This is a genomic window from Ruegeria sp. BJ3, assembly GCF_056535665.1.
In genome coordinates this window covers 368,415-381,760 of the sequence record NZ_JBQFIT010000002.1, presented here as the reverse complement: position 1 = coordinate 381,760, position 13,346 = coordinate 368,415, and the positions used below count along the sequence as shown (strand labels likewise).

General features: G+C 64.3%; 12 protein-coding genes. All 12 read left to right on the top strand.

Annotated features, from left to right (window positions below):
* Positions 1-52 precede the first annotated feature (52 nt).
* The 12 genes from ACR3EL_RS19090 to ACR3EL_RS19035 all read left to right on the top strand — a co-directional run bounded on the left by ACR3EL_RS19090 (position 53) and on the right by ACR3EL_RS19035 (position 13,345).
* Positions 53-517 (top strand): DUF2946 family protein, encoded by a 465-nt coding sequence (locus ACR3EL_RS19090; RefSeq protein ID WP_254437826.1) that lies wholly within the window; start codon positions 53-55, stop codon positions 515-517.
* Positions 508-2,688, top strand: a complete 2,181-nt coding sequence (locus tag ACR3EL_RS19085) for a 4Fe-4S binding protein (RefSeq protein WP_480722634.1) — start codon at positions 508-510, stop codon at positions 2,686-2,688. Before ACR3EL_RS19090 ends, ACR3EL_RS19085 begins: the two co-directional genes overlap by 10 nt.
* A 14-nt stretch (positions 2,689-2,702) precedes the next feature.
* Entirely contained in the window at positions 2,703-4,610 is a 1,908-nt protein-coding gene (gene nosZ, locus ACR3EL_RS19080; protein ID WP_170341753.1) for a TAT-dependent nitrous-oxide reductase, read from the top strand.
* A 3-nt stretch (positions 4,611-4,613) separates the two neighbouring features.
* Positions 4,614-5,870 (top strand): nitrous oxide reductase family maturation protein NosD, encoded by a 1,257-nt coding sequence (locus tag ACR3EL_RS19075; protein WP_170341751.1) that lies wholly within the window; start codon positions 4,614-4,616, stop codon positions 5,868-5,870.
* A complete protein-coding gene (locus ACR3EL_RS19070) occupies positions 5,860-6,753 on the top strand; it encodes an ABC transporter ATP-binding protein (protein WP_170341750.1) in 894 nt (297 codons plus the stop codon). Before ACR3EL_RS19075 ends, ACR3EL_RS19070 begins: the two co-directional genes overlap by 11 nt.
* Positions 6,750-7,571, top strand: coding sequence for an ABC transporter permease (locus tag ACR3EL_RS19065; RefSeq protein WP_005977220.1), 822 nt, complete (start codon positions 6,750-6,752; stop codon positions 7,569-7,571). Before ACR3EL_RS19070 ends, ACR3EL_RS19065 begins: the two co-directional genes overlap by 4 nt.
* A complete protein-coding gene (locus tag ACR3EL_RS19060; protein ID WP_170341748.1) occupies positions 7,568-8,086 on the top strand; it encodes a nitrous oxide reductase accessory protein NosL in 519 nt (172 codons plus the stop codon). The genes ACR3EL_RS19065 and ACR3EL_RS19060 overlap by 4 nt, the downstream gene beginning before the upstream one ends.
* Entirely contained in the window at positions 8,083-8,982 is a 900-nt protein-coding gene (locus ACR3EL_RS19055; RefSeq protein ID WP_170341746.1) for an FAD:protein FMN transferase, read from the top strand. The genes ACR3EL_RS19060 and ACR3EL_RS19055 overlap by 4 nt, the downstream gene beginning before the upstream one ends.
* Positions 8,983-9,094: 112 nt before the next feature.
* Complete coding sequence (locus tag ACR3EL_RS19050; protein WP_093963209.1) at positions 9,095-10,126, top strand: LacI family DNA-binding transcriptional regulator; 1,032 nt, start codon at positions 9,095-9,097, stop codon at positions 10,124-10,126.
* Positions 10,127-10,224: 98 nt separating this feature from the next.
* Positions 10,225-11,526 (top strand): ABC transporter substrate-binding protein, encoded by a 1,302-nt coding sequence (locus ACR3EL_RS19045; protein ID WP_170341744.1) that lies wholly within the window; start codon positions 10,225-10,227, stop codon positions 11,524-11,526.
* Between the two features lie 108 nt (positions 11,527-11,634).
* Positions 11,635-12,501, top strand: coding sequence for a carbohydrate ABC transporter permease (locus ACR3EL_RS19040; RefSeq protein WP_093963211.1), 867 nt, complete (start codon positions 11,635-11,637; stop codon positions 12,499-12,501).
* A gap of 13 nt (positions 12,502-12,514) precedes the next feature.
* Positions 12,515-13,345 carry a carbohydrate ABC transporter permease gene (locus ACR3EL_RS19035; RefSeq protein ID WP_093963212.1) on the top strand — a complete coding sequence of 277 codons (831 nt, stop codon included), beginning with the start codon at positions 12,515-12,517 and terminating at the stop codon, positions 13,343-13,345.
* Position 13,346: the final 1 nt, after the last annotated feature.

The following is a 13,346-nucleotide window of genomic DNA, read 5'->3' as shown; positions in this document are numbered from 1 at the left end:
GCCTGCCAATCCCTTACGACTCGGGCAACATCAAATTCGAGTCGGAGTCTCCATGCCCGCCGCCCGCCAAAACCACAGCCTCCCGGTCCGCGCGACACGCGTGGCAGCTGGGCTGGCGGGCATCTTTCTTTTGATGTTGCAGGTGCTTGGGCCAGCGCTGGCGAGTCCCGGCCAGGGCACCTGGATGGAGATCTGCTCGGAGGCAGGAGCGGTCTGGGTCCAGGTGGACCTGGAAGACGACACCGGCGACCCGACCGCGCCCTGCCCGAAATGCGCCGATTGCGCCCTGTGCGCGATTACGGCGGCGGCACCGGCCCCGGACCTGCCGCAGGTGCAACAGCCCGGGTTTGTACAAATCCCACGGTGTGCGTTCACTGATCTGTTGGATCTGTACAACTTCGAACGGCTGTGGCCCGAAACCCGCGGCCCCCCGGCCGCGCCCGAAATCAGAACCGATCGCGCGTCGCGCGCGTCCACGGCGTCAACCCGAACCGAAGGAGGTGCGCCGTGGTCGTGACCCGCGCAGCCCATTTCCTTGTTGCCCTTGTCCTGTCCTGCCTGCTGGCGCTTGGCGCGCGGGCCGACAGCCTGGCCAGTTTCCTGCCCGAGATCGAACCCGCCGAACTGTCGCCCGGTGCCGATGCCATTGGTCCGGTGCGTGATGACGTGCCGGTGGCCCCGGTGCTGAAAGGCGGCGAAACCATCGCCTGGGCCTTTCTCACATCCGATTTCGTGGGCACCACCGGCTATTCCGGCAAGCCCATTCACGTCGTCGCCGCCATCGACGGTGATGCGGTGCTGACCGGCGTCAAGCTGGTCAAACACTCCGAACCCATCGTTCTGATCGGCATTCCCAACGCGCGCATGGTCGAGCTGACCGAAGGCTATGCCGGTCTGGACCTCAAACGCGAGGTCGAGACAGGCGGCGAGGGACATGATCTGGACATCATCTCGGGTGCGACCGTGACGATCATGGTGATCGATGACAGCCTTGTGCGCGGCGGCATCAAGGTGGCCCGCGCCTTGGGTCTGGGCGGTCTGTCCGAAGTGCAGGCTGACGGCCCCCAGCGCGAAGTCGATTTGACCAAGGCCGATACCCATGACTGGTCAACGCTCTCGGGCGACGGCTCGACCCGGCGGCTGACGCTGGACGTGGGTCAGGTCAACGCCGCCTTCGAGGCCACCGGCGACCAGCGCGCGATCAAGCGCCCCGAGAAGGGCAACCCCGAGGACACCTTCATCGACATGCATGTGGCGCTGGTCTCGGTGCCTTCGATCGGCAAGTCGCTGCTGGGCGAGGCCGAGTACCAGAACCTGGTCAACTGGCTGGACGAGGGCGAACACGCGATCTTGGTGCTGGGCCGCGGCAAGTACAGCTTCAAGGGCTCGGGCTATGTGCGCGGCGGGATCTTCGACCGGATCCAGCTGATCCAGGGCGACAATTCGGTACGGTTCTTCGACCGTCAGCACCGTCGCCTGGGCACGGTGGCCGCCGAGGATGCGCCCAGCTTTACCGAGCTGGACATCTTCAAGATCCCCGCCGATGCCGAGTTCGACCCGACCGAACCGTTCCGCCTGCAACTGCTGGTGCAGCGGGCCATCGGCGCGGTGGAAAAGACCTTCCTGACCTTTGATCTGGGTTACAATCTGCCCGAACAATACCTGTTGCCGGTCGCGGCGGCGCCCAAGGTCGTGAACGATGCCACAGGCGAGGCCGTCGCCAAGTCGGCCCTGTGGCAGCGCATCTGGAAGGACCGCCAGGTCGAGATCGCCGTCTTGGGCGCCATGCTGCTGGTGCTGACGATCACTTTCTTCTTCCAGTTCCACGCCACGATGAACGCGCGGGTCTTCTACTGGTTCCGCATCGGGTTCCTGACGATGACACTGTTCTTCATCGGCTGGTACGCGAATGCGCAGCTGAGCGTGGTGAACATCATGGCGCTGGCCGGCAGCCTGCGCGGCGGCTTCACCTGGGATGCCTTTCTGCTGGACCCGCTGGTGTTCATCCAATGGTTTGCCGTGGCCGCCGCGCTGCTGTTCTGGGGGCGCGGGGCCTATTGCGGCTGGCTCTGCCCCTTCGGTGCCCTGCAAGAGCTGACCAACAAGATCGCCCGCGCGCTGAAAGTGCCGCAATGGACCCTGCCCTGGGGCCTGAACGAGCGCCTGTGGCCGATCAAGTACATGATTTTCCTGGCGCTGTTCGGCCTGAGCATGGTGTCGATCCCGCTGGCCGAGAAATATGCCGAGGTCGAACCGTTCAAGACCGCGATCATCCTGAAATTCATGCGCGATTGGCCCTTCGTGGTCTTTGCGGTGGGTCTGCTGGTAATAGGTCTGTTCATCGAACGGTTCTATTGCCGCTATCTGTGCCCTCTGGGCGCGGCGCTGGCGATACCCGCCCGCATCCGCATGTTCGACTGGCTGCGCCGCTACAAGGATTGCGGCAACCCCTGTCAGACCTGCGCCAACGAATGCCCCGTTCAGGCCATCCACCCCTCCGGCGAGATCAACCCGAACGAGTGCGTCACCTGCCTGCATTGTCAGGTGCTCTATCAGTCCGAGAGCAAATGTCCCGTCGTCATCCGCCAACTGAAACGGCGGGCCAAGACCGGGTCGGTCAAGATCAAGACCCCCCTCGGACAACCACCGGCGAACCATCCGAACGCCAAACCGCAAACCGTTTCCTAAAAGGAGGAACGACCATGTCGGACCACGACACCAAACTGAACATCACCCGCCGCGGGATGCTGGGGGCCACGGCCACCGGGGCCGTGCTGGCCGGAACCGGCCTTGGGTCCACGATGATGACCGCCAAACAGGCCAGCGCCGCGGCCAAGGTCGAACTGGCGCCAGGCGAGTTGGACGAATATTACGGCTTCTGGTCTTCGGGCCAGACTGGCGAGCTGCGCATCATGGGCTTCCCCTCCATGCGCGAACTGATGCGGGTGCCGGTGTTCAACCGCTGCTCGGCCACCGGATGGGGCCAGACCAACGAGTCGCTGAAGATCATGACCGAAGGCCTTCTGCTGGAAACCAAGGAGTTCCTGGCCAAGCGCGGCATGAAAACCTATGACAACGGCGACCTGCACCACCCGCACATGTCGTTCACCGACGGCACCTATGACGGCCGTTATCTTTTCATGAACGACAAGGCCAACACACGCGTGGCCCGCGTGCGCTGCGACGTGATGAAATGCGACAAGATCATCGAGATCCCCAACGCCAAGGCGATCCACGGTCTGCGCCCGCAGAAATTCCCGCGCACCGGCTATGTCTTTGCCAATGGCGAGGACGAAACCCCGCTGATCAACGACGGCAGCGTGCTGGACGATCCGTCGCAATACGTCAACATCTTCACCGCCATCGACGGTGACACGATGGAGATCGCCTGGCAGGTGATGGTGTCGGGCAACCTCGACAACACCGATTGCGACTATCAGGGCAAATACGCCTACTCGACCTCGTACAACTCGGAAATGGGCATGAACCTGGCCGAGATGACCGAGAGCGAGATGGACCACGTCGTCGTCTTCAACCTCAAGGAAATCGAGGCCGGCATCGCCGCGGGCGACTATCAGGAGATCAAGGGCGTCAAGGTTCTGGACGGGCGCAAGGGGTCGAACAAGAAGTATACCCGCTACATCCCGATCCCGAACTCGCCGCACGGCATCAACACCGCACCCGACGGCAAGCACGTCTGCATCAACGGCAAGCTGTCGCCGACCGTGTCGATCATGGACGTGACCAAGCTCGATGCCCTGTTCGAAAGCGACGCCGATCCGCGGTCGTGCATCGTGGGCGAGCCGCAGCTGGGCCTTGGCCCGCTTCACACCGCCTATGACGGTCAGGGCAACGCCTTCACCACGCTGTTCCTGGACAGCCAGATCGTCAAATGGAACCTCGACAAGGCCATCCGCGCCTACAACGGCGAGGACGTCGACCCGATCATCTCGAAGGTGGATGTGCACTACCAGCCGGGCCACAACTCGACCTCGATGGGTGAAACCAAAGAGGCCGACGGCAAGTGGCTGATCTCGATGAACAAGTTCTCGAAGGACCGGTTCCTGAACACCGGCCCGCTCAAGCCCGAGAACGAGCAGGTGATCGACATCTCGACCGACGAGATGAAGGTGGTGCATGACGGCCCGACCTTTGCCGAGCCGCATGACTCGATCATCGTGCGCCGCGACATCGTCAACCCGGTCAACGTCTGGGACCGCAACGACCCGACCTGGGAAGATGCGCGCAAACAGGCCGAGGCCGATGGCGTCGATCTGGAGGAAGGCGCCGAAGAGCCGATCCGCGACGGCAACAAGGTGCGGGTCTACATGGTCTCGCAGGCGCCGACCTTCAGCCTCGAGAAGTTCACCGTCAAACAGGGCGACGAGGTCACGATCTACGTCACCAACCTGGATGACGTGGACGATGTGACCCACGGCTTCTGCCTGGGCAACTACGGCATCGCCTTCGAGGTCGCGCCACAGGCCACCGCCTCGATCACCTTCACTGCCGACCGTCCGGGCGTGCACTGGTTCTATTGCCAGTGGTTCTGCCACGCGCTGCACATGGAAATGCGCGGCCGGATGCTGGTCGAACCGCAGGGAGCCTGACCCATGCGCTGGCCCCTGCTCATCCCGCTTCTGCTCGGCTCGCCGCTTTGGGCGGCGGACTGGGACGTGCCCAACCGGGCGGGGGCCATCACTGAGACACTGGCGCAGGCGGCGGATGGCGACACCCTCCGCCTGAGCCCCGGCGTCTATGCCGAACGCTTGGTTCTGGACCGGCCCGTCACCATCGACGGGCAGGGCCAGGCCACCATCGACGGACAAGGCACCGGCAGCGTCATCACCGTGACCGGACCCGACATCAACCTGCGCGGCCTGACCGTGATCGGGTCGGGGTCGGACCATGGTGAGATCGACAGCGGCATCCAACTGACCAAGACGGCCCGCGCCGCCGTGGTGGAAAACAACGTGCTGCTGGGCAATCTCTATGGCATCGACATCCACGGTGCCGATGACAGCATCGTGCGCGGCAACCGCATCGAGGGCCGGCAGGACCGCCGGATGAACGACCGCGGCAACGGTGTTTATGTCTGGAACGCGCCGGGCGCGGTGGTCGAAGGCAATGACATCCGCTTTGGCCGCGACGGGATCTTCGTGAACTCGTCGAAGAAAAATACCTTCACCGGCAACACTTTCCGCGACCTGCGGTTTGCCGTGCACTACATGTATGCCGACGATTCCATCGTCAGCGACAATGTCTCGATCGGCAACGATCTGGGCTATGCGGTGATGTTCACCTCGAACGTGCAGGTGATCAACAACGTCTCGGTCGGCGACCGCGAACACGGGGTCATGCTGAACTATGCCAATGACAGCGTGATCTCGGGCAACGTGGTGAAAGGCGCCAAGGAGAAGTGCACCTTTCTGTACAATTCCAACAAGAACGAATTCACCGACAACTGGTTCGAAGGCTGCGGCATCGGGATTCATTTCACCGCCGGCAGCGAACGCAACCGTATCGTCGGCAACGCCTTTGTCGGCAACCGGACACAGGTGAAATACGTCTCGACCAAATGGGTCGAGTGGTCGGAAGACGGCCGCGGCAACTACTGGTCCGATTTTGCCGCGTATGACGTGAACGGCGACGGCATCGCCGATGCCCCCTATCGCCCCAACGATAGCATGGACCATGTGCTGTGGACCCAACCCGCAGCCAAGCTGCTGCTCGGCTCGCCCGCCGTGCAGCTGGTGCGCTGGTCGCAATCGGCCTTCCCGGCGCTGCTGCCGGGTGGCGTGATCGACAGCCACCCCTTGATGCAAGCCCCTCAACCCCCAGCCATGAAAAAGGTGCCTCATGACGGATAAGGCCCTGTCCATCGAAACGGTCTGCAAGGATCGCGGCAAGACCCGCGTTCTGAGCGATATCTCCCTGACGCTCGAGCCCGGACAGCGCGTGGCGCTGCTGGGCCACAACGGCGCCGGAAAATCCACCCTGATCAAGTCGATCCTGGGCCTGACACCCATCCAGGCCGGCACGATCCGCATCGGCACCGCCGCCCCTGGCAGCGCGCAGGCGCGTCGCGACACGGCCTATCTGCCCGAGGCGGTCTCGTTCCACCCGGCCCTGACCGGGCGCGAGCAACTGACCCTGTTTGCCAAGCTGTCAGGCACCCGCGCCGACGTGCCCGCCCTGCTGGATCGTGTCGGGCTGGGCGACGCGATGGACCGCCGGATCGGCGCCTATTCCAAGGGGATGCGGCAGCGGCTGGGCCTTGCGCAGGTGCTGCTGGGCCAGCCGAAACTGGCGCTGCTGGACGAACCCACCTCGGGATTGGACCCAATCTCCCGCCAGGACCTGTACGCCATCATCGACGAGCTGGCCGCGCAGGGCACCGCCGTGCTGATCGCCAGCCACGCCCTGACCGAGGTCGAGGCCCGCACCGACCGCATCGCCATCATGCGCAAGGGGCGGATGGTGGCCGATGACACGCTGGCCAACCTGTCGGCGCTGGCAGGGTTGCCGATCCGGCTGCGGGTCCGCGCCCGCGCCAATGCCGACGCGCTGGCCGCCGAACTGGGCGGCAACCGGATCAACGGCGCCTCGGTCGAGCTGCTGTGTTCGCCCGCCGACAAGATGCAGGCGCTGCGCCGCATCGCCGGGCTGGGCGATGCCGTGGCCGACCTCGAGATGACCCCGCCCAAGCTGGAAGACCTCTATCGCCACTATGCTCAGGAGGCGCTGCAATGACCCGTTTCCTTGCCATCACCCGTACCGAGATGCTGATCCTGCGCCGTAACCGCTGGCTGCTGGTGGCGACGCTGATCATGGTTCTGTTCGCGCTGGCCCTGACCTTTGCCGGAAGCGCGCCCACCGGCACGCTGGGGGTCGACATGCTGACGGTGTCGGTCGCCTCGATGACCACGCTTTCGGTATATCTTGCGCCGTTGCTGGCGCTGATGATTTCCTTTGACGCCATCGCCGGTGACGTGGACCGGGGCAGCCTGTCGCTGCTTCTGTCCTACCCGGCGGGGCGCGGGGAAATTCTGCTGGGCAAATTCACCGCCCACCTGGCGGCGCTGGCCTTCGCCATGACGGTCGGTTTCGGCACCGCCGGGGCGGTCGCTGCGTGGTTCGGCGGCGCGGGCGCGGACAGCCTGTTCGCGCTTGGCCGCCTGATCGTCACCTCGATCCTGCTGGGCGCCGTGTTTCTGGCGCTGGGATACCTGCTGTCCGCCCTGGCGAGGGGCGCAACGGCGGCGGCAGGTCTGTCGGCCGGGCTCTGGCTGGTCTTCGTCGTCCTCTATGATCTTGGGCTGTTGGGAGCCGTCGTCATGGACAAAGGCGGCGTCTTCACCCAATCCGTCTTTCCCTGGGTGATGGTGGCCAACCCGGCCGACGCGTTCCGTCTGTGGAACATCGCCGCGACCGAGGGCGTGGCCATGGCGTCCGGCATGACCGGCGCGGCGCAGGCCCTGCCCGCCTGGGCGGCGCCCGCCTCGCTGCTGGTCTGGCCGATTCTGGGCTTTGCCCTTGCACGGCTGGCCTTCCGGAGGGTCGAGCCATGACCCGCCTTGCTCTGATCGCGCTGATCGCGCTGGCGGCCTGCAAGGATGAACAGGCAGCCGCCCCGCCGGATCCGGTCGATCTGACCGATACCGCGCTCAGCTATTTCTGCCAGATGAACGTGGCCGAACACGGCGGTCCCAAGGGGCAGATCCATCTGGAAGGCTATCCCGCGCCACTGTTCTTTGCGCAGGTGCGCGACATGGTGGCCTATCTCAAAAGCCCCGAGCGGGATGCCGAGATCACCGCGGTCTATGTCAGCGACATGGGCGCGGCCCCCAGCTGGCACGAGCCGGGCATATCGAACTGGATCGCCGCCGATCAGGCCACCTTCGTGGTGGGCGCCGGCGTGGCCGGCGGCATGGGCGCGCCCGAGATCGTGCCCTTTGCCACGCTGGACGCCGCCGCGCGGTTCATCGAAACCTACGGCGGCACCGCCCTGCCCCTGACCGACATTCCCGACGACGCGGCGCTTGGGCCCGTCGATCTGACGCAATCCCTGGAGACACCCGCATGACCCCCCTGTCCCGCCGCCGTTTCCTGGCCATCTCGGCCGCCTGCGCCGCCTTGCCGACCGTGGCGCGCGCCGCCCCGGTTGCCCGCTGGCGCGGCACCGCGCTGGGGGCACCCGCCAGCCTGCAGCTGGTCGGGCTGAGTGACGCGCAGGCCGCGCCGATCATCGCCGCGCTCGAGGCCGAACTGGACCGGCTGGAGAACATCTTCAGCCTGTACCGCCCGGACTCGCAGCTGAGCCGCCTGAACCGTGACGGCACCCTGCCCGCCCCGGCGCCGGAACTGCTGCAGGTGCTGACCCAAAGCGCCGCCTTGCATGACGCGACCGGCGGTGCCTTCGACCCGACCGTTCAACCGCTGTGGATGGCGCTGGCCAACGACGCGCCGGATGCCGAAGTGGAACGGTCGCGGGCGCTGGTCGGGTGGCAGGGGGTTTCGGTTTCGACCGAAGCGATCCGCCTGCCCCATCCTAGCCGCGCGGCGCTGACGCTGAATGGCATCGCTCAGGGTGCTGTGACCGACCGCATCGCGGCGCTGTTGCGGGCGCAGGGGCTGACCGATGTGCTGGTCGACATGGGCGAGATCGCCGCCATCGGCAGCCGCGACGACGGGTCGGACTGGCGCGTCGGCCTGGCCGGCCCCGAAGGCGTGACACGGCGCATCGAACTGCGCGACCGGGCGGTGGCAACCTCGGCCCCCGATGCGACACAACTGGCCGGGCGTCATGGCCACATTCTGGGCCCGCAGGGTCAGCCGGTCCGACATCGGGCGGTTTCGGTCTCGGCCCCTGACGCGGCGCTGGCCGACGGGTTGTCGACCGCGCTGTGCCTGCTGCCCGCCGACCGGATCGCGCCGGTTCTGCAACGCTTCCCTGAGGCCCGGCTAGAGATGCTGATCTGACCGGAATGGCCGTCCCGGAACTCTGCCGTTGAAATTTGTCGCGCGATAAGAAAAGGTAAAACACCGACAAATTCAGAGTGGCGCGGGCCGTGTCCCGCGCCAGAGGCAAGGCATGGCACCCAGAAAAATCCGGAACATGGAGGAGTTCGCCGCCGTCAGCGGGATTTCGCGCCCGACGGTCTCGAAATACTTCAACGATCCCGACAGCGTCCGTCGGTCGACCCGCGAACGGATCGAGCAGGCGCTGGAGCGGTTCGACTATCGCCCCAACATCTTTGCCATGAACCAGAACCGCAAGCTGACCAAGAATGTCGGCATCGTAGTGCCCTATCTGGCCGACCCGTTCTTTGCCGAGATCGCCCGCAACATCGAGGAAAAATGCATCGAGGCCGGGTTCCGCCCGACGCTCTACAGCGCCTATGGCGACCCCGCGCAGGAGGCCGAGATCCTCGACAGCCTGCGCGCGCTGAAACCGGCCGGCGTGCTGCTGGCGCCGCTGGGGCGCGATTCCGACCGGTCGTTCATCGAGAAATTCTGCAAGGACATTCCCACCATCCTGTTCGACAGCAACCTGGAGGGTATGGGCGCGGCCTTTGTCGGGTCGGACAATGCCAGCTTCATCGAACAGACCGTCGATTACCTGTGCCGCAGCGGCGAGCCGCCCGCGTTCTTCGAGATGCGCCACCCCGCCAACCCCAACGCCAACAAACGTCGAATCGCCTATGTCAAGAAGATGGAGAGCCTGGGCTTTGAGCCGCAGGTGATCAAGGTCGACGGGCGCGGCTGGGGATTCGAGGAAATCGGCCGCGAGGGCGCATTCAAGCTGTTGGAGCAGCCCAGGCTGCCCTCGCGCACCATTCTGTGCAGCAACGACCGGCTGGCCATCGGGTTCCTGTCGGCCTGCTATGAAAAGGGCCTGCGGGTCGGGTTGGGCGACGACTGCGACCTGCGCGTCGCCTCGCATGACGACCATCCGTTTTCCAAGTTCACCTGCCCGTCGCTAACCACCGCGGCGCATGACTACAACGCGGTGTCGAATCGCTCCGTCGAGACGCTGACGCAACTGGTCGAATCCGGCGGGCGGCTGAGCGCGCGCACCGAAACCCTGTTTCCCGCGCGTCTGATACTGCGGAGTTCGGCCTGATTTTCGACACCTTTTTTACGCGCGTAAAATTTTAGTTGACGCGCGCCAAATAATTCGTGATGCTTTCCTCCAGGTAATTCGACACCAGGGAGGAAAGAATGTACCTGAAATCCGTTCTATGGGCGGCAAGCGCAGCGGCTTTGACCGCCGGCGCCGCAACTGCAGAGACGATCACGATCGCCACCGTAAACAACGGCGACATGATCCGGATGCAGAAATACACCGACAAGTTCACCGAAGCGACCGGCCACGAGGTGGAATGGGTCACTCTGGAAGAGAACGTATTGCGCCAGCGTGTGACCACCGACATCTCGACCAAGGGCGGCCAGTTCGACATCATGACCATCGGCATGTACGAAACGCCGATCTGGGGCGCGAACGGCTGGCTTGTGCCGCTGGACGGTATGTCCGCGGAATATGACGTGGACGACATCCTGCCCGCGATGCGGGGCGGCCTCAGCCACGACGGCACGCTGTATGCGGCACCGTTCTATGGCGAAAGCTCGATGATCATGTACCGCACCGACCTGATGGAGAAGGCCGGTCTGGAGATGCCCGAGGCACCGACCTGGCAGTTTATCCGCGAAGCGGCGGCTGCGATGACGGACCGCGACAACGACATCAACGGCATCTGCCTGCGCGGCAAGGCCGGTTGGGGTGAGGGCGGCGCCTTCATCACCGTGACCGCGAACTCGTTCGGCGCGCGCTGGTTCGACGAAGACTGGAAACCCCAGTTCGATCAGCCCGAGTGGAAAGAGGCGCTGACCTTCTTCGTAGACATGATGAACGAATCCGGCCCCGCCGGGTATGCCACCAACGGCTTCAACGAGAACCTGTCGCTGTTCCAGCAGGGCAAATGCGGCATGTGGATCGACGCCACCGTTGCCGCGTCTTTCGTGACCAACCCCGACGACTCGACTGTCGCCGATCAGGTTGGATTTGCTCTGGCGCCGAACTCGGAAGGCGTTGACAAGCGCGCCAACTGGCTGTGGGCCTGGGCCCTGGCCATCCCCGCCGGCACCCAGAAAGAGGACGCCGCCAAGCAGTTCATCGAATGGGCCACTTCGAAGGAATACATCGAACTGGTCGCCGAGAACGAGGGCTGGGCCAACGTTCCGCCGGGTGCGCGCACCTCGCTGTACGAGAACCCCGACTACAAGGACATCCCCTTCGCGCAGATGACGCTGAAGTCGATCCTTGCAGCCGATCCGGAAAACTGCTGCGTCAAGCCGACGCCGTATACCGGGATCCAGTTCGTCGCCATCCCCGAATTCGCGGGCATCGCCACCCAGGTGAGCCAGGAATTCTCGGCGGTCTATGCCGGACAGCAGTCGGTTGACGAAGCTCTGGCCAAGGCACAGGCCTTCACGGCCGAAGAAATGGAAGCCGCAGGGTACTGAGGCCTCCTCCCGGCGGGTGGGCAGGTTTCTGTCCCCCGCTCTCCCCCCTTCCACAACCCGTGTTAGTCTCGCAGGCAACAAGCCGCCTGAACAGAGAGGTCTTGCGTCATGGCAACTCAACACTCCCGATCCGTCGCACGCCTGATGATGGCCCCCGCCGTGGTCCTGTTGCTGGGCTGGATGCTGGTTCCGCTGACGATGACCCTGTATTTTTCCTTCAAGAAATACCTGCCGCTGCGCGGCGGTGATCTGGGTTGGGTCGGATTCGACAACTACGTCCGGTTCGTAACCTCAAGTTCCTTCTGGCCCGCCGTTCAGGCGACGCTGGTGATCGTGGGCGGTGTGCTGGCCATCACCGTGGTGCTGGGCATCCTGCTGGCGCTTCTGCTGGATCAGCCGATGTGGGGCCAGGGCGTCGTGCGCATTCTGGTGATCGCCCCGTTCTTCGTGATGCCCACCGTTTCGGCGCTGGTCTGGAAGAACATGTTCATGGATCCTGTCAACGGCCTGTTCGCCCATCTGTGGCGGTTCTTCGGGGCCGAGCCGATCTCGTGGCTGTCCGAGGCGTCGATGCCGTCGATCGTGATGATCGTGTCCTGGCAATGGCTGCCCTTTGCCACCCTGATCCTGCTGACCGCGATCCAGTCGCTGGACAGCGAACAGCTGGAGGCCGCCGAAATGGATGGCGCGCCGCCGCTGAAACGCTTCTTTTTCATCATCCTGCCGCATCTGAGCCGCGCGGTCACGATCGTCATCCTGATCCAGACGATCTTCCTGCTGTCGATCTTCGCCGAGATCTTCGTGACCACAGGCGGCGCCTTCGGCACCCGCACCCTGACCTACCTGATCTACCAGCGCGTGCTGGAAAGCCAGAATGTCGGGCTGGGCTCGGCCGGCGGGGTCTATGCCATCATCCTTGCCAATATCGTCGCCATCTTCCTGATGCGCATCGTCGGCAAAAACCTGGACGCGTGAGGAGGACGACATCATGGCCCGCACCGTCACCACACAACGCAAGCTGATCAATACCGCCTTTGCTTGGGCTGTCGGCCTGCTGATCTTCTTTCCGATCCTCTGGACGATCCTGACCAGCTTCAAGACCGAGGCCCAGGCCATCGCCAGCCCGCCGATCTTTCTGAACTTCGACTGGACGCTGGAAAACTATGCGGTGGTTCAGGAACGGTCGAACTACACGCGGTTTCTGTGGAACTCGATCATCATCGCGGGCGGGTCCACCCTGCTGGGCGTGATCGTCGCGGTGCCCGCCGCCTGGGCCATGGCCTTCGTGCCCTCGGCGCGCACCAAAGACATCCTGCTGTGGATGCTGTCCACCAAGATGCTGCCAGCGGTGGGGGTTCTGTACCCGATCTACCTGCTGTTCATCCAGCTGGGCCTGCTGGACAGCCGCGCCGGGCTGGTGGTGGTGCTGATGCTGATCAACCTGCCGATCATCGTCTGGATGCTGTACACCTATTTCCGCGAAATCCCCGGCGACATTCTGGAAGCCGCGCGCATGGACGGCGCCACGCTGAAAGAGGAAATCCTCTACATCCTGACGCCGATGGCGGTCCCGGGCATCGCCTCGACCGTGCTGCTGAATTTCATCCTGGCCTGGAACGAGGCGTTCTGGACCCTGAACCTGACCGCCGTCGACGCGGCCCCGCTGACCGCGTTCATCGCCAGCTATTCCAGCCCCGAGGGCCTGTTCTTCGCCAAGCTCAGCGCGGCATCGACCATGGCCATCGCCCCGATCCTGATCCTTGGGTGGTTCAGTCAGAAACAACTGGTCCGCGGCCTGACCTTCGGCGCCGTGAAGTAAG

Bases quoted from the DNA above. Each gene is read 5' to 3' on its own strand.
- ACR3EL_RS19060 (WP_170341748.1), top strand. From the start codon at position 7,568: ATGACCCGCCTTGCTCTGATCGCGCTGATCGCGCTGGCGGCCTGCAAG.
- ACR3EL_RS19070 (WP_170341750.1), top strand. From the start codon at position 5,860: ATGACGGATAAGGCCCTGTCCATCGAAACGGTCTGCAAGGATCGCGGC.
- ACR3EL_RS19055 (WP_170341746.1), top strand. From the start codon at position 8,083: ATGACCCCCCTGTCCCGCCGCCGTTTCCTGGCCATCTCGGCCGCCTGC.
- ACR3EL_RS19090 (WP_254437826.1), top strand. From the start codon at position 53: ATGCCCGCCGCCCGCCAAAACCACAGCCTCCCGGTCCGCGCGACACGC.
- nosZ (WP_170341753.1), top strand. From the start codon at position 2,703: ATGTCGGACCACGACACCAAACTGAACATCACCCGCCGCGGGATGCTG.
- ACR3EL_RS19045 (WP_170341744.1), top strand. From the start codon at position 10,225: ATGTACCTGAAATCCGTTCTATGGGCGGCAAGCGCAGCGGCTTTGACC.
- ACR3EL_RS19035 (WP_093963212.1), top strand. From the start codon at position 12,515: ATGGCCCGCACCGTCACCACACAACGCAAGCTGATCAATACCGCCTTT.
- ACR3EL_RS19040 (WP_093963211.1), top strand. From the start codon at position 11,635: ATGGCAACTCAACACTCCCGATCCGTCGCACGCCTGATGATGGCCCCC.
- ACR3EL_RS19065 (WP_005977220.1), top strand. From the start codon at position 6,750: ATGACCCGTTTCCTTGCCATCACCCGTACCGAGATGCTGATCCTGCGC.
- ACR3EL_RS19050 (WP_093963209.1), top strand. From the start codon at position 9,095: ATGGCACCCAGAAAAATCCGGAACATGGAGGAGTTCGCCGCCGTCAGC.
- ACR3EL_RS19075 (WP_170341751.1), top strand. From the start codon at position 4,614: ATGCGCTGGCCCCTGCTCATCCCGCTTCTGCTCGGCTCGCCGCTTTGG.